Consider the following 25,922-nt stretch of genomic DNA (forward strand, 5'->3'; position numbering starts at 1 on the left):
CCGATGTATCTACATCGGCTTTTTAGTATCACTTGGTGGTCACAAATAACCCAAAGTTAATGGCGAAAAACAGTGAAGAGACAAAACGTATAAGCTGAAGGTCACCACTGTATTCTTTCATGATAAAAACATGACACATCGCCGAAACCAAAAGCGCCACTTTAACCAAAGGAAGCTTCTTATTTACGAACCTTAAATAAATACAAAAATAGAGATGGTGCAAGCAAAGAAAAAATCGTCACTAGTTCCATCTTCCTTAAAATACAAGGACATGGTTTTAGTTAAGCTTATATTTTTAGCTTCATTATGAGCCACCCACTAATATTTAGCGAGATAAGGGCATAAAAGAGGTAAAAAACAAGACTGACCGAAACAAAAAGTAGTGCATGCACTTTTTCTTCTAAGCTCTCTGGATGAACATTCATATCCACATCAAACACACCCGCTATAAAGTGTGCAAATACCGTGGAAGAGGCTGTAGAAAGGCCTCCTACCATAATGATAATAATCCCTCGCCTTAAGAAACGATGAAATGTACTTTTCCCGCCTTGGATCAGGTCTGAGTTTACATATTTTAATCTATTTTTCCGCCTATTAATCATCACTAGCATCGGTACCTTTATCATTGTTTCCAAGAGAGTTTTCTACATCTTTAAGATCTTCCTTTAACGCTTTTATACACGACATTCATCGTCGTTGCATTCACTGTAGTTATGCCGTCGACTTACCCTATAAGAAAGCTCTTTAGATACCAATTCGTACTTTATCTATCTCAAATCTCTTCTTGACCTCAACTTATCTTGAGGTTTTAGCCTTAGTCGCACGATTAAAAATCAACAATGAAAAAAGGAACCATTGTGTCCAAAATTGCGATTATTTATTTCTCTAAAACCGACGTTACTGGTCAGCTTGCTCGCGCGATTGCCGCAGGCGTTGAACAACAAGGCATTAAGCAGCAAGATGACTGTGAAATCCTCTCTCACCGAATTGAAGGCAGTGAGATTATTGAGGGACGTTTTGTGAACCCTAAACTAATGGATGAACTTGCTGAGTGTGATGCGATTATCTTTGGCTCACCGACCTATATGGGCGGTGTAGCAGCGCAGTTTAAAGCATTTGCAGATGCAAGCAGTGAATCTTGGTATTACCAAAAATGGGCGAACAAAATCGCGGCTGGCTTTACCAGTGGTGGGGCAATGAATGGCGACCAATCTTGCACATTACAATATCTACAAACGCTCTCTAACCAACACGGCATGATGTGGGTCGGGTTGGATAAGATCAGCAATTCTGGGGAGCAAAACCTGAATCGTTATGGTGTACAAGGTGGTATTGTTGCACAAGGTGGTGAAGGTGGTCAGTTGCATGCTTCTGATGTTGCAACAGCAGAGTATCTTGGCAAACGAGTCGCTATGCTCGTGAACAAGCTCTCCACTCGCTAACAATAAAAAGAAGCCCCGTAAGATACATCTTCGGGGCTTCATATTTATCGCTTGTTTTGAGCGCTACTTCTTGATGTAGAGGTCTTTCGAGTAGATACGACCTTCTACGTTGTTCTTGGCAAAACCGCCAACCGTAGGACGAACCAAACGCGCTTGCATGTAGTAGTAAATCGGTGCGATTGGCATATCCGCCGCCAACAATTGCTCGGCTTGATCATAGAAACCTTGGCGTGCTTTCTCATTGGTTGCAGCCAATGCACTGTTCATCGCGTTGTCGTACGCTTCACTGCTGTAACGTGCAAAGTTACCCGAGGAACCTGAGCGAAGTAAGCTCAGGAAAGTAGACGCTTCATTGTAATCACCACACCAGGAAGCGCGCATCACATCGAAATTGCCTTGTTTACGCGCCACTAAGTACGACTTCCACTCTTGGTTTTCTAACTCCACGTTTGCACCGAGATTTTTTTGTAGCATCGACGCTATCGCAACCGCGATCGATTTGTTTGCCTCACTGGTGTTGTACAGCAATTTAAAATCGAGCGGCTTGTCTTGGCTGTAACCCGCTTCTTTTAACAACTGACGCGCTTTCTCGTCACGTTGTTGCTGACTCCACTTACTGTATTCAGGCGGCGTCGCATCAAACCCTGCGGTGTACTGATGCGCAAAAGTATAAGCAGGAAGGTTGCCCACTTGCGTGACACCATTCGTAATCACATCGCGCATGATGGAGTACGACACCGCTTGACGCACTCGCACATCATCAAATGGCGGACGAGTGGTATTGAACGCGTAGTAATACGTACACAATAATGGCACCACCGTGTAAGCCTGCTTGTAATCTTGTTTAAGCTTCTGCGCCATATGAGTCGGCACATCTGACGTGATATCCAGCTCTCCTGCCGCAAAGCGATTGATAGACGCGTTTTGGTTTTCAAACGGAATGTAAGTCACTCTGTTTAGATGCGTATCTGCGCTGTCCCAGTAACTTGGACTCTTAACCAGTTCAATGCGTTCATTCACGACCCACTTATCCAATGTGAATGCACCGTTGCTAACAAATTGGTCTGGATCGCTCCACGGCTTGTCGCGGTTTTCCACTGTCGCTTGATGCACTGGCATCATGGACGTGTGCCCAGTCATAGCAACAAAGTACGGCACTTGACTGTCCAACTCAAAACGTAGGGTGTATTTATCCACTGCCTTGATACCGAGATCGTCCAAAGACTTTTTGCCCTCTGCTACATCGGCGATGTTTTTGATCTTGGTGAGTTTGAGATACCAAACATTTGGAGAAGCGGTCTTCGGGTCCACCGCTCGGCGCAGTGAATAGACAAAATCATCCGCCGTCACAGGCTCGCCATTCGACCATTTCGCGTCTTTGCGCAAGTGAAAAGTAAAGGTTTGGTTGTCGTTGGTTTCCCATGATTCTGCCACACCGGGAATAATGTTTCCGTCACGATCTTGAATCACAAGCCCTTCAAATAAGTCACGAATCACATGCATTTCTGGCAGACCTTCGGCTTTCGCTGGGTCAAGCGTCGCCGCCTCTGCGTCATTCGCACGTACTAAATGCTGTTCTGCGGCAAGTTGAATGCCTTTAGGTAAGGTCTCCGCAGCAACTGATGTAGCAAGAAAAGGGGTGAATAAAGAGGAAATCAGCAACGCCGTTGAATGTTTTTTAAAATCCATATCGTTTTTCGTTCTCCTAACGCGTCTTGTGAAGCAAGTGCCACAATTAACATTTCAACCGTTGACGAGTTTAAACGGTTCAGTTTAGCTAGGTGTAATTAGCTTAGATATTGATACTACTTCATCAAACAGGAGATTACGGTGAGTCTAATTCCAAGAACGGAAAGAGCGGCATTTTTAATTCGGCCAACATCATACGGTCAATCCGTGCTTGGTGCGCCATTATTGTATTTTCCGGCTCAAGTCGAAAGTGCTTCGCGAGGTTTGATTTTGGCAGGCACTCACGGGGACGAGACGGCCTCGATTGCAGGTTTGTCCTGCGCGCTAAGAAGCTTGCCTGCAGAAAACTTACGACATGATGTGATTCTGTCAATGAATCCTGACGGCAACCAACTAGGCACACGCGCAAATGCAAACCAAGTGGATCTCAATCGCGCGTTTCCAACCCAAAATTGGACTGAGCATGGCACAGTGTATCGATGGAGCTCTCACACACCCGTTCGAGACGTACAGGTGAAAACTGGCACTAAAAACCAACTAGAGCCTGAAGTTAGCGCATTAATTAACTTGATTGAACTGCGCAAGCCAAAGTTTGTGGTGTCGCTTCATGAACCGCTTGCTTTTGTGGATGATCCCAAACATTCCGACCTTGCCAAATGGCTCGGCGAGCAGTTCCAACTGCCAATCGTGGACGATATCGACTACGAAACACCCGGCTCATTCGGCACTTGGTGTAGTGAACGTGATTTACCTTGCATCACGTTGGAATTGCCCGCGATTTCTGCCGATCTCACCATTGAAAAACATCTCTCTGCTTTTATTGCTTTGCTGAGGCACGATCCGGATCTTTAGTCCGCTGTTGGTTAAGCGATCATGTGAGGATCTGTTTGATGTCGGTACTGATATCGCTGATCAACTGACGGGCACTGTCGTCTCTTTGTTGAACCAAGATGATAAACAGCAAATCGGTGATCACGTTTTGCGCGGTACGCGAAGCAATGGATGAGCTGCGATGTTCCGTTTCATTGGCAATCGTATCAAACGTAATATCGGCAATACCGCGCAAGCGACTTCTTCCAGGCGCAGATAACGCAATCACCTTCGCGCCCTGCTCTTTTGCCGCTTCTGCCGCGACGAGAATTTCTTTGCGCTCACCCGAAAACGAGATTGCGATCTGAACATCTTCTGGAGAGAGCGTGCGGGCAACAGCAATCTGCACGTGGCTGTCTTGTTCAGAAAGCGCCGTAATACCAAGTTTAAGCAGTTTAAAGCTTAAATCCTTCGCGGTCAGTGCAGAGCCCCCAATCCCGACCACTTGCACTCGACGCGCTTCACTCAACCATTTCACCGCTTGGTGACACGCTTCGTAAGACAGCGTATTGGTAGTTTGAAACATAGCGTCGGTTTTCGCTTTCACCAGTTTCTGTGAAATTACCGCAATGGGGTCGTCAGCCAAAATATCACTGTGCAGCGGTGTCGACTGCATCGCATGCTTACGGCCAATCTCTTCATTCAAAGCTAACTTAAACTCGCTGTAACCTTTAAAGCCGATACGCTGAGTAAATTTCACAATGCTCGATTGACTCACTTTTACTTGCGCCGCAAGTTCTTGGCTGGTGAGCAGCGCCGCCTTTTCTGCGTTTTCAACAATCCAATCGCCAACCAAACGACCGCTTTGCGAAAGCTGAGTACGCCTCGCGACTATCCTATTGATAACTGACACAACAAAAACCTCAAAAATTTTAAATAAATTATTCCAAAACAGAAATAATAGGCGTTTGATTTAACCCCCTGATTATTCTAACCAAGACAGTTAATCCCGGATGTAATAGACGTATATTTTCTCTCATTATTCCAAATTTCTCCTGCATAAAGAATAACCTCAAGTGTGATTTTTATCACCAAACCTGAATATTTTATTCCATAAAATCGCCCTCAGATTGAACATTACAAAGAGTGCAAAACATGAAAATTGATTTAAGCAGATTGGTGACAGAAAGCCGTAACCCAGCCAGTGCCGAGATCGATACGCTTTCGACCATCGAGATGCTGCAAGTCATTAATGAAGAGGATCAAAAAGTCCCGCTCGCGGTAAAAGCGGTGCTACCACAAATTGCAGAGACAGTTGACGCAATTACCCAAGCTTTTGCAAATGGTGGCCGTTTAATTTACATGGGAGCTGGTACGTCAGGTCGCTTAGGCATTCTTGATGCGAGCGAGTGTCCTCCTACCTACGGCACGCACCCAGATATGGTGATTGGCTTAATTGCTGGTGGACATCAGGCGATTTTGAAAGCGGTAGAAAACGCAGAAGACAACGCGAAAATGGGCCAAGACGACTTAAAAGCACTTCACCTCTCCAAGAATGACGTGGTTGTAGGCATCGCTGCAAGTGGCCGTACACCTTATGTGCTAGGTGGTTTGGAGTACGCTAAATCCATCGGAGCCACGACCGCATCTATCGCTTGTAATCCAGAATGTACCATGGCAGAAGCGGCCGACATCGCGATTCTGCCGATTGTTGGCGCAGAGGTTGTCACTGGATCTTCTCGCATGAAAGCCGGCACCGCACAAAAACTGGTGCTAAACATGCTCACGACAGGCGCAATGATTCGTAGCGGTAAGGTATTTGGCAACTTAATGGTGGATGTAGAAGCCACTAACGCCAAGCTCATCCTACGCCAAACCAACATTGTTGTGGAAGCAACCGACGCATCAAAAGAAGAAGCAGAGCGAGCATTAAATGCCTGTGGTCGCCACTGCAAAACCGCCATCTTAATGATTTTGGCCGATTTGGATGCCGAACAAGCCAAATCACGCCTCGCCGCGCACAACGGCTTTATTCGCGCAGCACTAAATAATAATTAAATAATCCGAGTTCTGAAGGATAGACCCTATGGCAAAAATAACTTCAAACACAGTATCGCAGTTGCTGTCCGCAGTGGGTGGCAGTAGCAACGTAAGCAAATGTGGTAACTGTATGACGCGTTTGCGTTTATCGCTCGCCAACAATGGCTTGGCTGATCAATCAGTTATCAAGCAAATTCCCGGCGTAATGGGTGTGGTGGAAAGCGATGAGCAGTTTCAGATCATTCTCGGTCCTGGAAAAGCTCAACAAGCGGCTGAGATGATGAATCAACTGATCGACAGCTTAACCTCTGGTGACAGTGAAGAACCAGATATGCCGCAACAAGATCTTTCTGCCGTCGCAGCCGAGCAGAAAAAACAGATGAAGAGCAAACAAACCAGTGCGGTTCAGCGTTTTTTAAGCAAGTTTGCTACCATCTTTACGCCGTTGATCCCAGGTTTTATTGCCGCTGGTTTGTTGCTAGGTTTTGCGACGTTATTGGAACAGATGTTTGTTCTCGACCAGACACCAAGCCAGTTTATGTTGGATTTGATCGCCTACATGAAAGTCTTTGGTAAGGGTCTGTTTGCTTTCCTAAGTATTCTGATTGGTTACAACGCGCAGCAAGCATTTGGCGGCTCTGGTGTTAATGGTGCCATTCTCGCCTCTTTGTTTGTGCTGGGTTACAACCCAGAGGCGACATCCGGCATTTACTCTGGCATGAACGAGTTTTTCGGCTTTGCGATTGATCCGCGCGGCAACATTATCGGCGTACTTTTAGCAGCGATCATCGGTGCACAAGTCGAGCGTAAGGTTCGTCAATACATGCCAGATGATCTGGACATGATCTTAACGTCCGTTATCACTCTGTTGATCATGGGTGCGGTAACCTTCTTGATCATCATGCCAATCGGCGGCGAGCTGTTTAAAGGGATGTCTTGGTTGTTCCTCAACTTGAACGATAACCCATTAGGCGCTGCAATCTTGGCAGGTTTGTTCTTAATTTCTGTGGTATTTGGCATCCACCAGGGTTTTGTTCCTGTGTACTTCGCATTGATGGAAGCACAGGGCTTTAACTCACTATTCCCTATCCTGGCGATGGCAGGTGGCGGTCAGGTTGGCGCGTCAATGGCGCTGTATTTCAAAGCCAAAAAAGACGCTCTACTGCGCACTCAAGTTAAAGGCGCTATTATTCCGGGTCTTCTAGGCATTGGCGAACCATTGATTTACGGCGTGACATTACCACGTGTAAAACCATTCGTTACCGCTTGTATTGGTGGTGCTGCGGGCGGCTTCTTTATCGGTTTAGTTTCTTACCTTGGCTTACCAGTTGGTCTTAATACGGTGTTTGGCCCATCCGGTATCGTGGCGATTCCTCTCATGACATCTGAAAATGGCATCTTCCCGGGCATGATGGTGTTTGTTGCTGGCCTGCTTATCTCTTACATCGTCGGCTTCCTCGCGACTTACTTCTTTGGCTGCAAAGACGTCGATTTAAGCTAAATCATTCTTCCCCTATAGGAATGGACTAGCTCGCGCCCTTGGCAAACAAGGGCGCACCCTCTCTCTACTTCACGACAATTTTTCTTATTCCGTTACTCGGAAGGGGCTTTGTCGTACCTAAAACAATAGAAATGAAAGGTCGTTAATCATGAAAAAGCACATTTTGACTCTACTTCTCCCAACATTGATGGCATCAAACGCAATGGCAGCGCAGCTGTATCAAGCGGAAGATGGGTCAGTTTTAAATATTTACTCTCGTCTTGGTTTCAATGTCACCAGTAAAAATGATGAGCACGGCGATGCAAATGGCGAGTTTGATGGCCGTATTGGTTTAAACGGTTCACAAACCATCAACGAGTACGCGTCGATCATCGGCCAAGCGCAATACCAAGTGGGTGCCGCTGAATACGCAAACCAAGTAAACGACAAACCGTCTCTGACCGCACGTTATGTATGGGCGGGTATTGATGCGAAAGATTATGGTCGCATTACTGGTGGTCGCGTGGCATCTGGGTTGATTATGTTTACCGACATTGGTGATGTGTTCGCCTCTTCCGATGTTTCTATGGCGCGCCAAGCGAATAAAGTCGACAAAACCGCAACGCAAGTTTTCCGTCAAGATGGCACGCTGCAATACCAAAACAGCCTAGGTAATGTCGATTTTTCTGTCGCGTACATTTTAGGAAACAACACTTCTGAGCTCGACTACGGTTACAACGCTGCACTGCGTTATACGCTAGACATGGGGAATTTGGGTACCTTGGCACCAGTGATAGCGATGCAGAAGAATAAAGGTGATGCACGTGAAAGCAACGACACCGATTACACATTCTGGGGCGCAGGTACGCGTTACTACCTAGGTGATTTGATGTTGGGTGCGTTGTACTCGGAAGATGAACTAGAGGGCTATTACTCACAAACCAGTACCGACAAAGTGATGGAACTAACGGCGGTTTACAGTGTAAATGACAAATGGGTACTGCGTGCTGGTTATCGTTCTTTAGAAAACAGTGATGGTGACGAGCTAGAGCTGAAAGATACAACGCTAGAAGTGCAATACAAACTGACGCCTCGTTCTTCTATCTACACAAACTACGTTGATCGTAACGGCTCGCGTGGCTACAGCAATGGACAAGAAGTCTCGTTTGGCGGTGCACACGCAGACGAAAGCTACTACCACTTAGGTCTGCGTTACGAGCTGTAAGCACGATACTTAATGTAAGTTAGCTGAATCCATGAGCTTCTTCTATGTCCGGTCAGTAGTTATTGCCTTTAATGCTGATTTGAAGAAGCTCATCCTCGCAATATGTTTTCTTCGTTACCTGTTTTAACCAACACACCGGCATCAGGAAAGCTGGTGACAGTAGCTAACAATTTTCCATCGACAAAGTGCAATGCCGCATAATCGTGAATGCCATAACAAGTGATGCTCGGTTGAGAACGAGCAAAGGCTTGGAAAACCTCGAACTTCTCACCTACATGAGAAAAATGCGCCGCAGCCAAACCGTCAATAAATCCAAGACAACGCATAACTTGGTATGCTTCGGGATCACTGTCTGTCACCGCAAACTCAAACCAACAAATTGCACCTGCGCTCATGCCACAAATGATGATGCCTTGTTCATAACACTGCTTGAGTATTCTATCGATACCCCATTCGCGCCAAATGGCCAACATCGAACGCGTATTACCGCCACCGACGTAAATGATGTCTTGTTCAAATAGCGTTTCTTTCCAACCAGCTTCAAACTTAAACAGCGGAAAATGGGTCACGTTTTCACTAAGCTTCGCATCGTAAAAACGTTCAATCACTTCATCGGCGTCTCCCGTGGCTGTCGGTAGAAAACAAATGTTTGGATTCTCCTTACCAGACAAAGACAAAATGTATTGATCGAGTGGGCTCGGATTCTCTCCCATCATCCAGCCCCCACCGCCAATCGCAATACAGTGTTTTCGCATTCCTTTGCTTCCTCAATTGTTGCTAAGTTTGTTGTCGCTATTCGCCGACAGAATATATGTTCCTAAAGTGATCAATGAACGCTCGCGTTCTTCTTGGTAAGTGCTCACGTTTTGGGTAAAGCAGATAAAGCGGCAAAATCGCATCCGTTTGCCATTCTGGCAGCAAACTCACGAGTTTTTCTTTTTGTGCAGGGTCGAGTTTAGCCAGTGCAAATTCATCTAACATGGCTACACCACAGCCAGCCAAAGTAGCATCCAACATGGACTGGACAAGATTAAAACTCAGCGTACTTTCTAACTCAATGCTGCACTGCTGTTGAGTTTGCTTATGCGTAAACGTCCACTTATCTAACACCAAGTCGCGACTTTTATAAAGGATGTGCTCTAAGTCACCAAGCTCCTCTGGCGTACTTACATTTGGTTTATCAGCTAAATACGAGCGATGAGCGATCGGTTTACAGTGTAAAGTGCGTAGCTGATGGCCGACGTATCCCTCTGGAGGAGTATCGGTAAAGTAGAATGCGATATCAAACCCAGCCTCTATCAAGTCGAGAGGTGTCTCTGTGAAGATCACTTCGACGCTCACTTGTGGATGTTGCAATCGAAACTCGATCAATGTTTGGCTGAGTAACGCGGCTCCGAAAGAAGCAGACGCCGCTATTCTCAATTTTCCCGATACGATCTCGTTTGCCATGACTTGCTCATTGATCTGCTCAGCGCCTTCGAGCAGTTGCTTTACCTGCTGATAAAACCGCAAACCATCGTAGGTCAAATTAAACTGGCGCGTAGTTCGCTGAATAAGCTGCACCGACAATATGTCTTCAAGCTGTTTAAGTTGCCGACTTACATGCGCATTCGAACAATTCAGGCGCTTTGCTGCGCCAGCAATACTTCGCTCCTCGCACAAAGCGACGTAAAGTGGTACGTAGCTGAGCCATTTTATTTCCATACAGTAATTCTGAATCTCTAAAATCAAACTACTGGAAATAATAGAAAGCCTCTAAACTCTGTACAACCTAAATTTGAAAGGATGAGTTATGAGTGTTTTCGACACGTGGTTAAAAGGTCAAGTCATTAAAGATCACATCACTAATACCAATATCATCGTTGGCGATTACAGCTATTACTCGGGCTTCTATCATCAAAAAAGCTTCGAAGAGCAAGCGGTACGCTACTTGTTGGGTGACCCCGTCACACTTCAAGAATGGCAAAGTAGAGAACCCGATAGCATCGACAAATTAATCATTGGCAAGTTTTGTTCCATCGCTTCTGGAGCCACCTTCATGATGGCAGGAAACCAAGGTCATCGCATTGACTGGATTTCGACCTTCCCCTTCTCTCCTGAAGAATTTGGAGAAGGCGTACAAGACGGTTTCGAGCGTGCCGGAGACACAGTGGTGGGAAATGATGTTTGGATTGGCAGTGAGGCGATGATCATGCCCGGAGTAAACATCGGCGATGGAGCCGTCATCGGAGCACGCGCCTTAGTGACGAAAGACGTGCAACCTTATTCTGTGGTGGTTGGAAACAACCAAGTCGTACGTCAACGATTCAGCGATAAAGAGATTGAAACTCTACTCAATATCCAATGGTGGAACTGGCCAATAGAACACATTAAACAAGCAATGAAAGTAATGTGTAGCAGCCAAGTGGGTGCGCTTGCGGACTACTATCAAGAGCACATTGTCGATTTGTAGATAAGAAAGCCCACACATCTTGTTGCGACGTGTGGGCTCAGTGAGTAAGAAAGCTTAAACCGCAGCGACGTCCTCTTCTTCCAAGTTCGCCGAGACTTTAATTTCGTATTGATTGAAACGGAACGAACAACCGCCATGAGTGCGCTTTGTCGTTACTTGTTCGTCGCCAAACTGCACCGTCACGCGAGTGAAGACACGCTCTTTGGCTTCGACAATATTTTCTTCTAACGCGACTTCAAAGTCGTGTTCCGTTTGTTCTAGCTTTTGCTTTATCGCTTCAAGCTGCTCGTTGTTTTGTGTTTTCATCACGTCAATCTGAGCTTGTTCTTCGTCGGTACGTTCGGCTTTAGCACGTTTCTTAAATTCGAGCTCTTTACGAATCACATCCATCGTGCCTTCTTGAGCGCGTTTGTATTGTTCTTTAAGCTCTGCTAATCGTTCCTTAAATGCAGAATAGCGTGCGAACGCTTCTACCTTAGTGGCGGTGTCGCCTTCTACGCCCAATTGTAAGCACACCACTTTGCCACCGACTTTTGCATCTCCGCCGCTGAGCGTGCCGTTCCTACCGTTCGCGTCTAGCACCGTCAGATTGCGCCCACAAACAATATCGTTATTCATGCTGTGCACCGCCAACTCAATATCTTCGCCGGCTTGCAAATCACAATATTGGGCGTAGCTGGCACGAATCGAACCTTTGGCTTTGACGTGACAACTCTTTGGCTGGCCATCACTCACGGTGTGGCCAATGATCCCTTTACCAACTTGAATGTCGTCTTGCGCTTGTACTTCAGCCGATTCAATGAAGCCGCCTACAGTAATAGAGCCCGTCGCTTTAACAATCATTCCGGATTCGATGTTGCCACCGATAATCACATTCCCTTTGAATTTCACGTGGCCTGTATTCACGCCAACGCTATTGAGGCAGAGTGCGTTATCAACTTCGATGGTTTTGTCTTTAATCAGAGGCGTACCGGATACCGATGCAATCAATAGGTTTGGGTCTTGCTTGCTAATCTCAGTGCCTTTGCCCGGCTTCATTGGGCTGTCTTTTCCGGCTTGCGGAGGAATCACTCGCCCTTGAACAGTAAAGCCAGGCGTGCCTTTGGTCGCAGGCGTGCGGCGCATCACCTCATCGCCTACGTCAACCGCGATAGTTTCACCGAGGTTACGTAAATCAATTTTGTCGCTAGCAGATTGGCCGTCTTTGGGTTTGAGGATGCGTTTGGTGATGTCTTTAACAAGAGGAGTAAAAAGAGCGTCTTTGCCTTTGATAGGTTGCTTACCAACCGCTACAGGTTGAGAAAAAGTTTCGCCGGGTTTGAGCTGAGTGCTGACAACCAACACTTTCTTCAAAGCCAGTTTGTTGATGCCTTTCGAAACTCGCGCTTGAGCAAGGGCTTGAACAATCTCGGGGCCACGTAAACCTCGGCCTCCGTACGCGCCGACAACGTTCATGCTGGCGAGCATGTCATTATTCGACAATTCGACCTCAACTTGTGCGTTGCGTTTTTCTGCAATGACGATGCCTTCGTAAGCTTCAGCTTTACGTTCTTTGGCGCAGTTAATGAACCTAACGACTTCCCCCTCTACAACAAACATCTTTTCGGCGTTCATTACGACGAGCTGCTCGTTTAATTCATTTTGATTTAGCTCACCACCGAGATCCACTTCACCCGGAAGACGGGCTATCACCTTGGTCTTATCTTCAGATAACTCAAGACACAGCTTCCACATACCCTTACCACTTTGCTTCCCATCAACACTCTCAGTCTAACCAAATCCGTTTTCTGAACAAACCTCGCATTTCTTATTATAGGGCTCACGTCACTAAAGAAAGTAATCCATCAATAACGGTTAAACAGGATATTAAGAGAAAACTCGATTTAGCCTAAAGCTCAATCAAAATAAACGCTGAAACAAAAAGGAGCTGGATTTACAGTGTAAAATCAGCTCCCAGTAATTTCATTTACAGTGTAAATTTCCCTTTATTGTTTACAGTGTAAATCGCTCCAAATGTGCCTTACTTCGCCCCTTAACTGCTGCTCAACTTGCCTTCTTCCAGGTAAACCAAATTGCTGAGCACATTCAGTCCAACTACGGTTAAGAAAAAGCTTACTGATCATCAAGTCGGAAGCGGAGTTCAAACCTAAGTTAAGTAACCACTGCTGAAGCCACACAGACACAGACTCATAACTGTTACCACCATCAGCATAACATTCAATTAGTAATAACTTAGCGGGATGAAGTGGACTCATTCCCAAAGGTTGCGGCAATAGAGCTCGAAAAATAGGGGCTTCTAATTTTGGATAGACGTCAGCCACATTGTTAGACAACATTTCTTCAAATAGCGCCTGAGATTGGTCGACCCAAACCGTCTGTTGGGAATCACAAGGTTTGACCATCAAGACTGAATAACAACCGCTAGCAGCATCGCGCATTGACCCTAAGCGAATTGTACGGAAGTTCGATTGTCGCCAGAAATAGAGCAACTCTTCCGTCGCACCAAAACTCGTGGATAAGTAGGCAATGTGTTTAGCAGCCATTTGCTCAAGTTGCTGCAGAATTTTTTGACCAATGCCTTTTCCTTGCAATGCTGGATGAACCGCAATTCTCATGACTCGTAGCGTCGATAGATTCGCGACATTCGGAAATCCTAGGTGGTTTGCAATCGTAATGGGGGCTAAGTGTCCTTTAGGACGACGCTTACCAAGCTGGATTTCTTCAATCAATTCATCGTCAAGGCCCCCCTCTTCGACCGCTAATATCACCCCCACAACCGCATTATCTTGCTTAGCAAAATAGAGCTGAATGTTGTCGTCTTGCAAAAGGTGAATCAAATCATTCGGCGAGGTCTGATAATGAGCATTCACCAAAAGAGCGAAGCACTCACGCAGCAAACTAGGCTGCGATATCAAATAGTTCTTATCGGCTTTAGAAAGGGAAATTGAGTCGACCTGTTTAAGTTGATGGTGCGTTAACTCCGCATCCAACAAAAACGCGTCATAGAGCCATGATTCAAGCGCATCATTCATGCTCCAGCGGATGGGCTGTGTCATGTGCCATGTTTTCATTCCCGAACGCTGTTTCTGAAGCCAATCAACAAATTTAATCGTAAAGCCCCGGCCACAACCTTCATAACCGTGAATAGTCGTAGAAAAAACGAGTCGATGATAATGTTCGGTAATGCTTTTGAGCATAGGAACTGGAATTGCAGCCGCTTCATCGACAAGTAACAAATCACATTCAGGTCGACTCAATAATAGTTCATCTGGAGCAATGAATTGAATGGATCCCTGCCCTGATTCTAATCTGTCCTTCCTAATACGCTGCGCATTAGGAAGTAGCCGCAAAGCATGCAGGTAAACAGGCTCAACGGCTTTTATAGATGGTGCCGTAATTAAGATTCTAAGTGGCTTCTGCTGTAATAAGCTCGCACACGCAATGCCGAGGGCACTTGTTTTTCCGCGCCCACGATCAGCGGTCAAAACTAACGGTCGCTTTCGATGTCCTGTCACCACCTTTTCAATTAGAGAAATGGCATGTTCTTGTTCCGTGTAGTGGCTTTCTTTTTCTGCTCGCTTGATGTCTGGAGCCGTTGGCAATGCTCTGTCTTGCTCGATAACAACGAGCTTCTCCCATTGTTTGTGCATCCATTGCTGAGCAAAATTCGTAGGTTGTCGCGGCTCAGTAATGATAATAAGAAGGCCACCGCCAACCAATGAGCCAAGCGCGGCGGTAAAACTATTTGCGTCAAAGCCATCTCGAGCATCAAACAATAGAACGTCACACTCTCTGCCTAACAACATGTGCCCTTGTTTAGGCGAAACACTGTATGCGTTTTCCAAACCAAAATCGCCGACACAAAACCAACGTTGATACATCTGTGTTTTATGGAACTCTGACACCAATGCATCTTGCCAAGAAGACTCGCCTTGAATGACGATGCCGAATCTTTGGAAAGATTGGTGAGCTTGTTGTTGAAGTGATGAAAGGAAATCAGATTGTGTCTGCATTTTGTCTATCCAACGTTGAACTGACGCAATGGTATCACATCTTTAATTTGACGCTTCTCAGATATAAAAAAACCGCCCGGAGGCGGTTGATTCAATCATCTTTTGTTATTGCAGCTTGTTTTGCACAAAGGCAAGAATCTCTTCCATCAAGCTGTCGTCAACTTTCTTCAAGTTCAACGCCAGACTGCTACCTTTTCGGCTGTAGCTTGCTCGACCTTTAACTAAGTCGACTTTTTCCGTCTTCTTACCAGGTTTTGCTGGTGCAAGTTCAGTAATCCAATTTTCGATGCTTTCCGTGACTTCTTTTGTCAGACGAGCAACGCCTTGAGCTGTGCTTCGCTGCCATAAGAATCCTTCGCTAGAGCGACATTTATCTAACAGCTCTTGCTGTTGCTCTGGCGTTAGCGTTGAAAACTGTTTGTGCAGTTTCACGATTGTTGGGCGACCGAGATCGCCAACATTCGGATACGCTTGAAGCAGTTCTAACGGTAATGCTGCGGCTTTTAAAGCGCCACTTACCAACGCTTCACTGCACTGGAACATTTTTGCCAATGCTTTCTGATCCTCAGCTTCACCACTATCAAGCTTAGCTTGCATCTCTTTCCCTTTTTCGTATAAAGAGAGCGGCTTGTGAGCATTTGCCACATCAGACAAAAACTTAGCATGGTCAGTATTGATGTTGTCAGCAACATAAACCAAAAAATCTTGTTCAGCGAGGATACAAGACATGCGACGACGGCTACCATCTAAAACTTCGATCTTGCCATCTTCAGTTCTACGACCCACAGCTGGATATTGTTGGCCACGCTCTTTGAGTGTGACTAAAACATCAGATAAAGCATGTTCGTTTAAGAACGATTGCTCACGAGCGTTATCAACAAATACTGTTGTTTCTGTCGCAACTTTATTTGCAGGAATACGCACAAGTTCAAACTGAACAATATTTTCACCTGCAACTGCTAGTTCAATCGTTTGAGCTTTCTCTTTTGCCGCAGTTTGCGCCTCTTGCGGAGTCACAACACGACGCTTATTCGTTTTGCCAAATAATTTCGCGTTTAATTCAGACGTTTTCAAAGCCATTTACTTATTACCCCTGATTCAATGACGGCCAATTAGAGTGCAGCACACGCTCTAATTCCAGTGCGCTTTTATGAACAGCGTCTTGCGCGGTAGCTAGTGTCTTCTTACCGCCTTCAAAATCGCTTACTGTCAGATCAAATACTGTGCTGTAGGTATCGGCACAGGTTTCAAACGCACGGCTACGAGGAATAGTAGCCATCATAACTTGGTCACCTAGAAGATAGTTCATTTCAGTTAAAACAGAAACTTGCTTCTTATTGTCGTCCTCAAACATGGTTGGCATCAAGCGAACAAACTCAAGACCATTCCAGTCCTCCGGGAACATTTCATATACCGTAGGCAAATGCTGGAAGAAGTTTACTGTTGAAGCCCAGTCCAGACGCTTAGCCGCACAAGGAATTAGCAAGGCATTTGATGCATACATCGCATTCCATACTAATGGGTCAACGTGTGGACCGGTATCAATCATAATGATATCGAAGTCATCAGCAATTTTATCAATCAGTTGCTCTTTCAGCAGACGGACGATATCGAGTGATGGGTCTTCAGATAGCGTTTGCCATGCTTCCGCATTAAACATCGCGTCTTCTGGAAATGCTGAAATCGACTTTAAGTTCGGATATTGCGTTGGCAGCAATACGTTTTTACGTAAAAATTCACTGTCAATTTCCACACCATCAGGCACGTTACCCAACATAATGTCTACCGCAGAATAGATATTATCATGCTCTGCCATGCTGATTTGCGGGTTGAGGAATAAACGTAGCGAGCCTTGTGGGTCTAAGTCGATTAAACAAATACGGTATCGTTTATCCAAATTTAGCGCTAAACATGCCGCTAAATGAACCGCGGTCATTGATTTACCTGTACCGCCCTTTTGGTTCTGCACATTAATAATCCAAGGTTTGTTACCTGAATTCTTTTTACGCTCATGAAATTTAGGCACTTCAGCCGCATCCATGAGCATGTGTGCTTCTTCTAACGTAATTGAATAATGATTCGCGTTGTTTTTAGTAAATTGATGCCCAGCGGCTTCCATTTTACCAATCGCGTCGTCGAGCTTACGGCGAGTTAGACCAGAACGGGTTTCCATCATCGCTTTCGACATTGGTGGGAAATAGTTATCGCTTCGCTCTTCTAAAACAATTTCAATACGGTCAGCTTGAACCTGCTGAGTCAGCTCCGCTAACTCAAGAAGGTTTTCAATCGTTTTTTCTCTTTTCATGCCAAATTCCGTTGGAAGGATTTATAATTGCAATTGTACAGCAGTAAAGACCAAAAACAACAAAAAGGTGCACGAACATTTTGAATTACCATCACATAAAAAAACACCCAAATCGACGCTTTTATGATTTATGGTCAAAAAGATAACTATTTTTAATCAAATAATCTTCTCATAAGTGGACACCTAAACTCAAAAATAAAAAGTGTTACAGCGTCACTTATTTACAATGTAAATCAATTTTCTACCGGAACGATTATAATCTTAAGCTAAATTACGGATTATGTTAGACCAACCTAATTTAAACGAAAAATAGTAAGTAATATCGGAACAATAAAGACCTGAACACCTTGATCATGTCTCCGAGCAAAATAGGGCAGTTCCAGCGAAACATCTATGGAAGTATGATCAAGGTATGCTTATGATCATGCTTCCGTGTTAATAAGCAAATTCGAAAGCATGATCATGGAAAAATAGAGCAGAGTACGGTGTAAACACGCAAATAAAATAAGATCCATTAATCGGAAATATGATCAAACCTTAGAATCTCTCGGAAGCATGAGTTTTCTTCTCTGATTTACGGTTGAGTGCAGACAGAATGGGGGGTTGAGCAGAAATTGACGTTATAGAAGCCGGAACAATGAAATTGCTCAAGTTGCTATGATAAATCACGCTCTCATGATCATGCTTCCTGTAAATAAGCAGAGACTAGGATTTACTTCTAAATATGAGCGACTTGAATGTATTTTAATCAGATGAGTGATATCTCATCAATATGGGCGCCAGAACGATAGATATATTGGCTCTTGATCATCGATCCGAGTATAAATAACATCACCAATGCACAATATAATCATCGTGAAGATCATTATTAAATACTGCATCTGTGGATAACCTGTAAAAACATCATGATCATCGTTTCAAGACTCTTTTGATCATCTTTTCATAACCTTAATGATCATGCTTACGAATAAATATGATCATGCTTTCAGGTTATTGTTGATCATACTTTCAGACTTCTTATGATCATAGTTCCGAAACACATGGAAATAATAGTCTTATAGAACAAAAGCTTAGCGAGAGATTTCAAGCCAGATCATTAGATCATATAATCAATTAAGATCAGATTAATCAAAAAGATCAGTTATTTAAAAAACAATCTTTTTTCTTTATTTATGATCTGTTTTTCTTTATTCTTCGGAACCATAGCACAACTACGGCTAGTGTGATCTGGATCTAAAATGACGGCTGATGAAAAAATTCTGATTAAAGCACCGAGAAGCCACAAAGATGGCCATCTTTTTGAGGTACATGAATCCTCTGCGGATTGGGTAGAGCAGTACCAACATTTCAAAGGGGTGACCAAAAGCATCTTAGAGTTGCTTAATCTGATCTCATTACGAGGCTTCAGCAGCAAGGATGGTTTGGTTTCAACCACAGAGATTGTGGAAGCAACAGATGGGCAACTCACACGTGCAGCCCTGCAACAACGTTTGCGCGCGGCAGTAAATATTGGTTTATTTACTCAAACTCCAGTGCGTTTTGAAGAGGGACTTGCTGGTAAAACGATGCTACACAAATTTGTGAATCCCAATCAGCTTATATCTGTGTTGGGAGCAACAAGTCTTGTTACCGACAAAGTTCGCCAGAACGAGAAACAAAAACGTTCGAAAGCATTGGCTCAGACTCAAGTAAACAAACGTTTGTTGAATGAGCACGGGTTAAACACACCTCCCACGATGAAAGATGAAGCCGATCAATTTGTTGTATCTCCAACAAATTGGGCTGGGATAATTGACCAAGCACTTGCGCCACCAAGAACTCGAAAAAGTTATCAGAAATCCATGGTGTCGATCTCTGGCACAAAAGCCGTTATTGAGACGCGATCATCCAAAAATATCATGACTGTGGATGATCTCATGACCCTGTTCGCTCTCTTCACGTTAACAGTTCAGTACCATGATCATCACAAAGATCAGTATCAACTTGATGCGGCTCACGTACCAAACAAAACGCCGCTATACATCACTGATATTTTGTCGCTCAGAGGCAAAAAAGACAGTGGCCCAGCTCGTGATTCCATTCGCGATAGCATTGATCGCATTGAATTCACTGATTTTCAGCTCCATGAACTTACTGGACGTTGGCTAAGTGAAAACATGCCCGAAGGCTTTAAGAGTGACCGCTTCCGCTTCTTAGCCCGTACCATCACGGCTTCAGAAGAAGCGCCCGTTGAGGGCAGTGATGGCGAAATTCGTATTAAACCCAACTTATACATCTTGGTGTGGGAACCGTCGTTCTACGAAGAACTACTAACACGCGATTATTTCTTCTTGTTCCCACCAGAGATCTTGAAACAACATACTTTGGTGTTTCAACTGTACTCTTTCTTCCGTAGTCGCATGGTTCGTCGTCACACGGATTGCATGCTACTGAGTGAGTTAAACCAGAAACTTGCACGTAACATTGAATGGCGACGTTTCTCCATGGATCTGATCCGAGAACTAAAGCGGTTGTCTGATGGAAAAGGGAATGATGATCTATTCGTCGTTAATTTGTGGGGTTATCACCTGACGATCGAAACCATGATCGAAAATGACAAAGTGATGGACTACCAGATCGACATCAAATGTGATGTCGAAGAGGTCTTACGTTACTCGCGAGCGCGAACGACCAACGCAGGAAAGCGTAACATGGCGCCTACGCTGCCAAATCCACTTCGTAATGAGATGGTAACCCGACAACAGCTTGAGGAGCTCTCAGGCATCATAGACGGCGAATTTGAGCCCATTCAACGCAAAGCACCGTCTCCAAGAGGAAATTTAGGGCGACGCGTGAAGCAAAGAAAACATTTGGTAGAGATCAATGCTGATGAGATCACCATTACTCTATCTAAATATACCTCACCAGAGGCTCTAGAACGCAGTATAACGGCTTTGTCTGCGATGACAGGGCACTCCTATGCCTCAATCAAAGAAGAGTGCTCAGATTACATAGAGAAGCTCGATTGGCTAAGGGTAGGGGATGAGCCGATTCCTTATGAGACATTAAGTAAAACCGTCGAGCTGTTTAACACCCAGAACGATGTTAAGCATCTTACCATCGAGCGCTTGATTGCGGGGTTAGCGGTGCGTCGGAAAGTTTGTCGTCAAATCTTCGATGGTCACATGGATGAAATGGTATTTCGTGCCTTGGATGAAATGGCGATTTAAAAGTGTCGCTTGATGTGTATCAAGCTATAGGTGTGATGTATCGGTTTGAAATGTAACAATGTCTTTCGATGATAAAAAACAGACTTAACTCTTACAAACCACTGACATTAGAAGCCAAGCCTAATACTACTATTTATCCCGAATAGACAACCTTTTGTCCTTTCTGATGATTAATAGATTGGCTCATATTGTTACATTCATTCTGAATAGACTTCGCGAGTTTCTCCTCAGGAAACTCGCTTTTTTTTGCCTAAAATTCCGCTAATTAAGCCTTGATCATTTTTCCGGACTAATGAGGTAAACCTTGATCATGCTTCTTGGGTTCATTCCAATGTAATGAACGCATCAACGCAACATGTGATTCGATTAAGCTATGGGCTTGTTGCTGCCACTTGTTTTGATCACACTGCTGATTACAAAACTCTAACGCCACAACGGTGAGATGCTGAAGTCGTCTCAAACACCAATCTTTGATCAGAATATCAGTCGAGACTTGGCATGCTGCTTGTTCAAGCTTTGCACTCGTATAAAGCAAGGTTTGATATGCTTTCTGAGGGTCTTGGTAGCTTGCATGTTGAAACACGCGTAAACATCCATCCAACCAGCAAGCAATCGCTTTACTTTGAAGATCACTCAATTCGGGTCCAAACACGTCATCAGGCACCTGATATAAGATCGTTTCCAATTTTTCTACTTGATCATGTTTCCGCTGTTCGTACCACATGGCGATTTGATCTTGCCAAGTACTCAAATCCATTACGCTGCCTCAGTCCATTGTTTTACATAGTGATTTGGCCCTATTTGATCAAATTCGTCGACAATTATGCTGCTACGTTGACGAATTTCATCGGCATCTATCGAATAGTTTGGCTCATTTTTCACTAAGTTACCAAAAGGTAAGTCAGGATCAGGAACGGCAGAAATCAACAGCTTAGTATAAGGATGCTGCGGATTCTTAAGTATTGAATGAGTGTCGCCCCATTCAACGATTTGCCCTTTGTACATTACTGCGGTTTCTTCCGCGATGTAGTGCGCAGTCGCCAGATCATGTGTGATGTATAAAAAACCAATTCCCAGTTCTTGCTTCATTCGTTGCATTAAATTCAACACTCCCAAGCGAATAGAAACATCCAGCATAGACGTAGGCTCATCCGCAAGAATGATTTGCGAACCTACCGCTAAAGCCCTTGCTAAGTTTACTCGCTGACGTTGCCCACCACTGAGTTCGTGAGGGAACTTATTCAATGTCTCTTCAGGTAGTTCCACCAGCTTTAGAAGCTCTTCCAAGCGGGCTGGGATGTCGCGCTCGTTTTTGACTTGTTTATGAATTTTTAAAGGACGTGTTAGGTGATGGCGAATGGTATGAGTTGGATTGAGAGAGCCAAACGGATCTTGAAACACCATTTGTACTTTACTGCGATATTCTTGTAGAGCCGATCGTGACGTGATCTCATTTATGTCAGTGCCATTGAAAAGGATCTCGCCTTCCGTTGCAGGATAGACTTTGGTTATTAAACGAGCGCAAGTACTCTTACCGCAGCCTGACTCTCCAACCAAAGCCAAGGTTTTTCCTGCGTACAGATCAAAAGTCACTCCTTGAAGCGCACGAAAGGTTTCCTCTTTCGCTAAACCACCGCCCACTTTGAATTCTTTAATCACATTTTTCATTTGGATGATAGGCTGGCTCATGGTTACGCTCCTTGTAACTCTGGTTGTTTGTGGACGTCATGGATGTTTGGGAAAGAAGCCCATAGCTTTTGCGTGTAGGGGTGTTGAGGATGATTGCGTATATCGTATGCTCGATTGACTTCGACGATTTCTCCGTGACGCATGATTGCAATTCGATCACATAGTTGGCTCATGAGTGCCAGGTCATGAGTGATAAAGAGGACTGAAAAACCGAACTCATCTCTAAGCTGATAAATTTGCTGTAAAATTTCTCTCTGTACCACTACATCTAATGCTGTTGTGGGTTCATCCATAATGATCAGTTTTGGATTTAGAGACAAAGCAATGGCTATCACCAAGCGCTGACGCATTCCTCCTGAAAATTGATGAGGATATTCTGCTAAGCGTTCTCGAGGAATATTGACCAAGTCCAACAACTTTTCTGCTCTATCTTTTGCTTGAGCGTTAGTGAGGCCTTGATGGTGTCGTAACACATCTGCAAATTGCTCTTGTATCGTTAAGACAGGGTTGAGTGAGTTCATCGCGCTCTGGAACACCATGGCGATTTCACTCCACCTTAGAGCGGTCAGTTCAGAGTCTGAGATACTAAGGATATCTTTGCCATCAAACCATATTTTACCGCCAGAAATGAACGCTGGCGGCTTATGAAGACGATTTATTGAGAATGCGATTGTGCTTTTACCACATCCAGATTCACCGGCAAGACCAAATACTTCGCCTTTGCCGATATCAAAGCTGACGGACTTTACCGCATTAAAATCACCATTATCAGTGATGTAATCGACGCACAAATCTCGGATCTGGATGACCGGGTCATTGTGGTATGCATGACTTAAGTTAATACCATCCATATAAACACCTTATCAATCTAAAAGATAATTATTATCATTATCAGGTGTGGCGGTTTTTAGAAAGTATCAAGCTATGAATCAGTGAAGTGACTCGAAAGTTAGGTGAAACAGGAAGTGGTGTAATGCGTCGTTGATAAAACTAAAGAAGAGCAGAATTGAGAGCTAGATCAGCACACTTTTCGTAGGGGTAATTACTCAAATTTAATCGTAAATTTGTCCCTTGGCAAAACTTAAATGATGAATCTATTAAGGAGTTAACGAAAGGGCGGGAGGGGTCACATTTCCCTACAGTTTTTCTTACCACCTTGTTCCGGTTTTGCTATAGATTACGCATCGAAAACATGGTGTGTTCGGAGGAAATATGTCCATTAATTCTATCGACCATGACGAGATGACCAACATCGCTCACAAATGGGAATTACCTGATGAGGAAACCGTTGTGAAGCCAGAGAAAACAGTGAAATCAGCAGAAGCCAGAAGACGCATTGAAGCGTTACGTGAGATCCGTGAAAGTGGGTTGACCATTGAAGAAGCAAGGGAGCTTGGCTTGATACACTGATCGCCTCAGGTTGGTTTAGCAACCCATAGGGTAGTCGACGGACTGCCCTTTTTATTTTTTCACTCTATTACTCTCTTATTCAAAACCTCCATTTATCTGTCTTGCGCCTCAAAAGCACGAGTTTCACACTCACGTCCCGAAGAAGTTTGACAATCTGACCTTGTGTTACTAGATATATCAGTAGCGATATGCTTTTTGTTGATTATCGCAACCACAAAGCAAGGAGCGCAAGTATGGTTGATCAAATCCTTTTTTATGAACCCGATGAGCCCCACGGTTTTCTCTCAAACTTTTGCCATGCCCCAGTCAATATCTCCTCCCAAACTTGGCCCACCAGCGAACATTATTACCAAGCCCAAAAGTTTCTCGATGCTCAGTTGCAAAGTAAAATTCAGCACGCAAGCACCCCTGATGAAGCGTTTGCTTTAAGCCGTAAATACGAACACTTTGTCAGAAGCGATTGGGACGATATAAAGTTGGCTGTTATGGCTTTCATCGTTAGGGAAAAGTTTCTACAAAATCCACCATTAGCGCAGCAATTAATGAGAACGGGTAACGCTTGCCTAACAGAGCATTCTCATAAAGATGCCTTTTGGGGAGACGGGGGAGATGGTAAAGGAGAAAATCATCTAGGAGAGATTCTGATGAATGTGCGGGCAGAGCTGAGACATGTTGAGCCTTACAATCTCGTGAAGTTTATCGATAAAGCCAAATTGCCCACCCAGTGGGGCACATTTATGATGTACGGCTTTATTGAAGCCGCGACAAATAAAGAGCATCTTGCTCTGGTCTATGGCGAGCCAACAAAAAGTGCAGCACCACTTATTCGGTTGCATTCGGAGTGTCTTACCGGAGATGCTCTATTTAGCACGCGTTGTGACTGTGGTTTTCAGCTTAATAGAGCGCTACAAAACATCGTCAAAGAGGGATGTGGCGTGCTGCTTTATTTACGTCAAGAAGGACGTGGAATCGGCTTGATTAATAAAATTCGTGCCTATCACTTACAAGATGATGGCGCAGATACCGTGGAAGCAAATGAACGTTTAGGTTTTGCCGCTGATATGCGTGATTACGCGTTCTGTAAAGGAATGCTAGAGCATTTGGGGATTGACGCTGTGCGTCTAATGACGAATAACCCACGCAAGCTCGCCGCCTTAAAAGCGGTTGATATTAACGTCATTGAACGAGTGCCATTACAAGAAGGGAATAACCCAAGTAATCAACATTACCTGCAAACCAAGGCGAGTAAATTGGGGCACATGTTTGATCCTAAGTTTGTTAACCACACTAAGTAAGTGCTACAGATTTTACAGAAACAAAAACGCCAACGTATCATCGTTGGCGTTTTTGTTAATGAGTTGATTCATTGATACTTTTGAATGATTTCATCAATTTCCCCTGAGGCTTTTAATTCAACGAGTCGTGTATTGATGTAATTTTGAGTTTCTGGTTGCATTTGAGGTGAAAAAGCCAGGTAGATTGAGTAGTCAGGAATAACCGAGCTGAAAGGCTGTATCTGAAAATTCTCTAACGGCAAATTGAGTCGCTTTAAGTTGTAAAGGACTCGGGATTCCATCTCGACAAAAGCTGTATCTCCAGGGGTTCGGCTTATCACTCGGTATGCGGCGTTGTAGTCTTTCACGCGCATTTCATTGACACTGCCATTTTCAAAGAACGGTGTTAAATTTGGATAATCAAACCCCAGCAGTAATACAATAGAACGACCATGCATCGTATCCATATTTTTGAATTCTAAAGGCTTCTCGCTACTCGACACCAGTACATGTTTTACAGTGTAAATGGGCTCCTCAGATAAATTTTCCGATTGCACCTTGCCCCAGTTCGGGCTGCCATAAGTTAACCAGTTTGGCTCAGCGCCTTCTTCCAATATGGAAATCATACGTTTAAATGGATAAGTATGATAATTCACTTGGTAATCCGACTCCGCGAAGATAGCGCTGACGATATCGGTCACAATCCCTGAGTGCATTTGTCCCTGTTGTTCAATTTGAAATGGTCGAGCTTGTTCAGCAATGACGTAATAGTTCACTTGATTTGCGGTCACATGAGAACTTACAACAATTAAGCTAAAAGCCAATCTAAGTAGAAGTCTTTTCATCGTATCCTCGATTATTATTTGTGCGTAGCTATATTTAGA

At 44.4% G+C, this 25,922-nt stretch carries 22 protein-coding genes; 9 read left to right on the forward strand and 13 right to left on the reverse strand.

From position 1 onward, the window contains the following. Window positions 1-287 precede the first annotated feature (287 nt). The gene (locus tag R7Z77_RS05960) at window positions 288-626 is read right to left on the reverse strand and encodes a hypothetical protein (RefSeq protein WP_017821886.1); all 339 of its coding nucleotides are present in this window, start codon (window positions 624-626) and stop codon (window positions 288-290) included. A gap of 231 nt (window positions 627-857) precedes the next feature. Here R7Z77_RS05960 and R7Z77_RS05965 point away from each other — a divergent pair, with 231 nt between their 5' ends. Then, window positions 858-1,442, forward strand: a complete 585-nt coding sequence (locus tag R7Z77_RS05965) for a flavodoxin family protein (protein WP_206970557.1) — start codon at window positions 858-860, stop codon at window positions 1,440-1,442. A 63-nt stretch (window positions 1,443-1,505) separates the two neighbouring features. Here the strand turns inward: R7Z77_RS05965 and R7Z77_RS05970 are convergent, their stop codons facing one another. Continuing rightward, window positions 1,506-3,131, reverse strand: a complete 1,626-nt coding sequence (locus R7Z77_RS05970; RefSeq protein WP_213967524.1) for an ABC transporter substrate-binding protein — start codon at window positions 3,129-3,131, stop codon at window positions 1,506-1,508. Between the two features lie 141 nt (window positions 3,132-3,272). Here R7Z77_RS05970 and mpaA point away from each other — a divergent pair, with 141 nt between their 5' ends. Next, a complete protein-coding gene (gene mpaA, locus R7Z77_RS05975; RefSeq protein WP_213967525.1) occupies window positions 3,273-3,983 on the forward strand; it encodes a murein tripeptide amidase MpaA in 711 nt (236 codons plus the stop codon). A 19-nt stretch (window positions 3,984-4,002) separates the two neighbouring features. Here the strand turns inward: mpaA and R7Z77_RS05980 are convergent, their stop codons facing one another. Further along, entirely contained in the window at window positions 4,003-4,854 is an 852-nt protein-coding gene (locus R7Z77_RS05980; RefSeq protein ID WP_005383578.1) for an SIS domain-containing protein, read from the reverse strand. A gap of 242 nt (window positions 4,855-5,096) precedes the next feature. Here R7Z77_RS05980 and murQ point away from each other — a divergent pair, with 242 nt between their 5' ends. From murQ to R7Z77_RS05995, 3 genes are all read left to right on the forward strand, one after another. After that, entirely contained in the window at window positions 5,097-5,999 is a 903-nt protein-coding gene (gene murQ, locus R7Z77_RS05985; RefSeq protein ID WP_005374524.1) for an N-acetylmuramic acid 6-phosphate etherase, read from the forward strand. 28 nt (window positions 6,000-6,027) lie between these two features. Beyond that, the gene (gene murP / locus R7Z77_RS05990) at window positions 6,028-7,482 is read left to right on the forward strand and encodes a PTS N-acetylmuramic acid transporter subunit IIBC (protein WP_005500182.1); all 1,455 of its coding nucleotides are present in this window, start codon (window positions 6,028-6,030) and stop codon (window positions 7,480-7,482) included. A 148-nt stretch (window positions 7,483-7,630) separates the two neighbouring features. Beyond that, window positions 7,631-8,686 carry a porin gene (locus R7Z77_RS05995; RefSeq protein WP_025768709.1) on the forward strand — a complete coding sequence of 352 codons (1,056 nt, stop codon included), beginning with the start codon at window positions 7,631-7,633 and terminating at the stop codon, window positions 8,684-8,686. 89 nt (window positions 8,687-8,775) lie between these two features. On the opposite strand, the gene R7Z77_RS06000 is transcribed toward R7Z77_RS05995, so the two are convergent. Further along, entirely contained in the window at window positions 8,776-9,441 is a 666-nt protein-coding gene (locus tag R7Z77_RS06000) for a peptidase E (RefSeq protein ID WP_054575283.1), read from the reverse strand. Between the two features lie 37 nt (window positions 9,442-9,478). Beyond that, window positions 9,479-10,390, reverse strand: a complete 912-nt coding sequence (locus R7Z77_RS06005; protein WP_017635661.1) for a LysR family transcriptional regulator — start codon at window positions 10,388-10,390, stop codon at window positions 9,479-9,481. Window positions 10,391-10,478: 88 nt separating this feature from the next. On the opposite strand from R7Z77_RS06005, the gene catC reads away from it, so the two are divergent. Further along, window positions 10,479-11,138: a type C chloramphenicol O-acetyltransferase gene (catC, locus tag R7Z77_RS06010; protein ID WP_213967527.1), complete on the forward strand. Its 660-nt coding sequence runs from the start codon at window positions 10,479-10,481 to the stop codon at window positions 11,136-11,138. A 54-nt stretch (window positions 11,139-11,192) separates the two neighbouring features. Here catC and R7Z77_RS06015 read toward each other — a convergent pair whose 3' ends face one another. From R7Z77_RS06015 to R7Z77_RS06030, 4 genes are all read right to left on the reverse strand, one after another. Then, the gene (locus R7Z77_RS06015) at window positions 11,193-12,872 is read right to left on the reverse strand and encodes a DUF342 domain-containing protein (protein ID WP_033907245.1); all 1,680 of its coding nucleotides are present in this window, start codon (window positions 12,870-12,872) and stop codon (window positions 11,193-11,195) included. A gap of 251 nt (window positions 12,873-13,123) precedes the next feature. Next, entirely contained in the window at window positions 13,124-15,151 is a 2,028-nt protein-coding gene (locus R7Z77_RS06020) for a tRNA(Met) cytidine acetyltransferase TmcA (RefSeq protein WP_213967529.1), read from the reverse strand. Between the two features lie 105 nt (window positions 15,152-15,256). Continuing rightward, window positions 15,257-16,231: a ParB/RepB/Spo0J family partition protein gene (locus tag R7Z77_RS06025; protein ID WP_042522297.1), complete on the reverse strand. Its 975-nt coding sequence runs from the start codon at window positions 16,229-16,231 to the stop codon at window positions 15,257-15,259. A gap of 7 nt (window positions 16,232-16,238) precedes the next feature. After that, the gene (locus R7Z77_RS06030) at window positions 16,239-17,456 is read right to left on the reverse strand and encodes an AAA family ATPase (RefSeq protein WP_005374503.1); all 1,218 of its coding nucleotides are present in this window, start codon (window positions 17,454-17,456) and stop codon (window positions 16,239-16,241) included. A gap of 1,238 nt (window positions 17,457-18,694) precedes the next feature. On the opposite strand from R7Z77_RS06030, the gene R7Z77_RS06035 reads away from it, so the two are divergent. Beyond that, on the forward strand, window positions 18,695-20,665 hold the full coding sequence (locus tag R7Z77_RS06035; RefSeq protein WP_017635223.1) for a replication initiator protein RctB domain-containing protein: 1,971 nt from the start codon (window positions 18,695-18,697) through the stop codon (window positions 20,663-20,665). 289 nt (window positions 20,666-20,954) lie between these two features. Here R7Z77_RS06035 and R7Z77_RS06040 read toward each other — a convergent pair whose 3' ends face one another. The 3 genes from R7Z77_RS06040 to R7Z77_RS06050 are packed head-to-tail and all read right to left on the reverse strand — an operon-like array spanning window position 20,955 to window position 23,205. Continuing rightward, a complete protein-coding gene (locus R7Z77_RS06040; protein WP_213967531.1) occupies window positions 20,955-21,422 on the reverse strand; it encodes a transcriptional regulator in 468 nt (155 codons plus the stop codon). Then, window positions 21,422-22,354, reverse strand: coding sequence for an ATP-binding cassette domain-containing protein (locus tag R7Z77_RS06045; protein ID WP_017821873.1), 933 nt, complete (start codon window positions 22,352-22,354; stop codon window positions 21,422-21,424). The genes R7Z77_RS06040 and R7Z77_RS06045 overlap by 1 nt, the downstream gene beginning before the upstream one ends. Before the next feature lie 2 nt (window positions 22,355-22,356). Beyond that, on the reverse strand, window positions 22,357-23,205 hold the full coding sequence (locus tag R7Z77_RS06050; protein ID WP_005374497.1) for an ABC transporter ATP-binding protein: 849 nt from the start codon (window positions 23,203-23,205) through the stop codon (window positions 22,357-22,359). Window positions 23,206-23,566: 361 nt separating this feature from the next. On the opposite strand from R7Z77_RS06050, the gene R7Z77_RS06055 reads away from it, so the two are divergent. Together R7Z77_RS06055 and ribA are read left to right on the forward strand one after the other, a co-directional pair. Further along, window positions 23,567-23,764, forward strand: coding sequence for a PA3496 family putative envelope integrity protein (locus R7Z77_RS06055; protein ID WP_005374493.1), 198 nt, complete (start codon window positions 23,567-23,569; stop codon window positions 23,762-23,764). A 233-nt stretch (window positions 23,765-23,997) separates the two neighbouring features. Beyond that, window positions 23,998-25,059: a GTP cyclohydrolase II gene (gene ribA / locus R7Z77_RS06060; RefSeq protein ID WP_017635221.1), complete on the forward strand. Its 1,062-nt coding sequence runs from the start codon at window positions 23,998-24,000 to the stop codon at window positions 25,057-25,059. Between the two features lie 68 nt (window positions 25,060-25,127). Here the strand turns inward: ribA and R7Z77_RS06065 are convergent, their stop codons facing one another. Continuing rightward, window positions 25,128-25,883, reverse strand: coding sequence for a substrate-binding periplasmic protein (locus tag R7Z77_RS06065; RefSeq protein WP_005374490.1), 756 nt, complete (start codon window positions 25,881-25,883; stop codon window positions 25,128-25,130). Between the last annotated feature and the right edge of the window lie 39 nt (window positions 25,884-25,922).

This window comes from Vibrio sp. 1401 (assembly GCF_033340295.1).

Excerpts from the sequence above, each read along its gene's own strand:
- catC (WP_213967527.1), top strand. The coding sequence starts at position 10,479 with ATGAGTGTTTTCGACACGTGGTTAAAAGGTCAAGTCATTAAAGATCAC.
- R7Z77_RS06030 (WP_005374503.1), bottom strand. The coding sequence starts at position 17,456 with ATGAAAAGAGAAAAAACGATTGAAAACCTTCTTGAGTTAGCGGAGCTG.
- R7Z77_RS06000 (WP_054575283.1), bottom strand. The coding sequence starts at position 9,441 with ATGCGAAAACACTGTATTGCGATTGGCGGTGGGGGCTGGATGATGGGA.
- R7Z77_RS05960 (WP_017821886.1), bottom strand. The coding sequence starts at position 626 with ATGATAAAGGTACCGATGCTAGTGATGATTAATAGGCGGAAAAATAGA.
- R7Z77_RS05995 (WP_025768709.1), top strand. The coding sequence starts at position 7,631 with ATGAAAAAGCACATTTTGACTCTACTTCTCCCAACATTGATGGCATCA.
- R7Z77_RS06005 (WP_017635661.1), bottom strand. The coding sequence starts at position 10,390 with ATGGAAATAAAATGGCTCAGCTACGTACCACTTTACGTCGCTTTGTGC.
- murQ (WP_005374524.1), top strand. The coding sequence starts at position 5,097 with ATGAAAATTGATTTAAGCAGATTGGTGACAGAAAGCCGTAACCCAGCC.
- R7Z77_RS06040 (WP_213967531.1), bottom strand. The coding sequence starts at position 21,422 with ATGGATTTGAGTACTTGGCAAGATCAAATCGCCATGTGGTACGAACAG.
- ribA (WP_017635221.1), top strand. The coding sequence starts at position 23,998 with ATGGTTGATCAAATCCTTTTTTATGAACCCGATGAGCCCCACGGTTTT.
- R7Z77_RS06020 (WP_213967529.1), bottom strand. The coding sequence starts at position 15,151 with ATGCAGACACAATCTGATTTCCTTTCATCACTTCAACAACAAGCTCAC.
- R7Z77_RS06015 (WP_033907245.1), bottom strand. The coding sequence starts at position 12,872 with ATGTGGAAGCTGTGTCTTGAGTTATCTGAAGATAAGACCAAGGTGATA.
- R7Z77_RS06035 (WP_017635223.1), top strand. The coding sequence starts at position 18,695 with ATGACGGCTGATGAAAAAATTCTGATTAAAGCACCGAGAAGCCACAAA.
- R7Z77_RS06045 (WP_017821873.1), bottom strand. The coding sequence starts at position 22,354 with ATGAGCCAGCCTATCATCCAAATGAAAAATGTGATTAAAGAATTCAAA.
- R7Z77_RS06065 (WP_005374490.1), bottom strand. The coding sequence starts at position 25,883 with ATGAAAAGACTTCTACTTAGATTGGCTTTTAGCTTAATTGTTGTAAGT.
- R7Z77_RS05970 (WP_213967524.1), bottom strand. The coding sequence starts at position 3,131 with ATGGATTTTAAAAAACATTCAACGGCGTTGCTGATTTCCTCTTTATTC.
- murP (WP_005500182.1), top strand. The coding sequence starts at position 6,028 with ATGGCAAAAATAACTTCAAACACAGTATCGCAGTTGCTGTCCGCAGTG.
- R7Z77_RS06055 (WP_005374493.1), top strand. The coding sequence starts at position 23,567 with ATGTCCATTAATTCTATCGACCATGACGAGATGACCAACATCGCTCAC.
- R7Z77_RS06025 (WP_042522297.1), bottom strand. The coding sequence starts at position 16,231 with ATGGCTTTGAAAACGTCTGAATTAAACGCGAAATTATTTGGCAAAACG.
- R7Z77_RS06050 (WP_005374497.1), bottom strand. The coding sequence starts at position 23,205 with ATGGATGGTATTAACTTAAGTCATGCATACCACAATGACCCGGTCATC.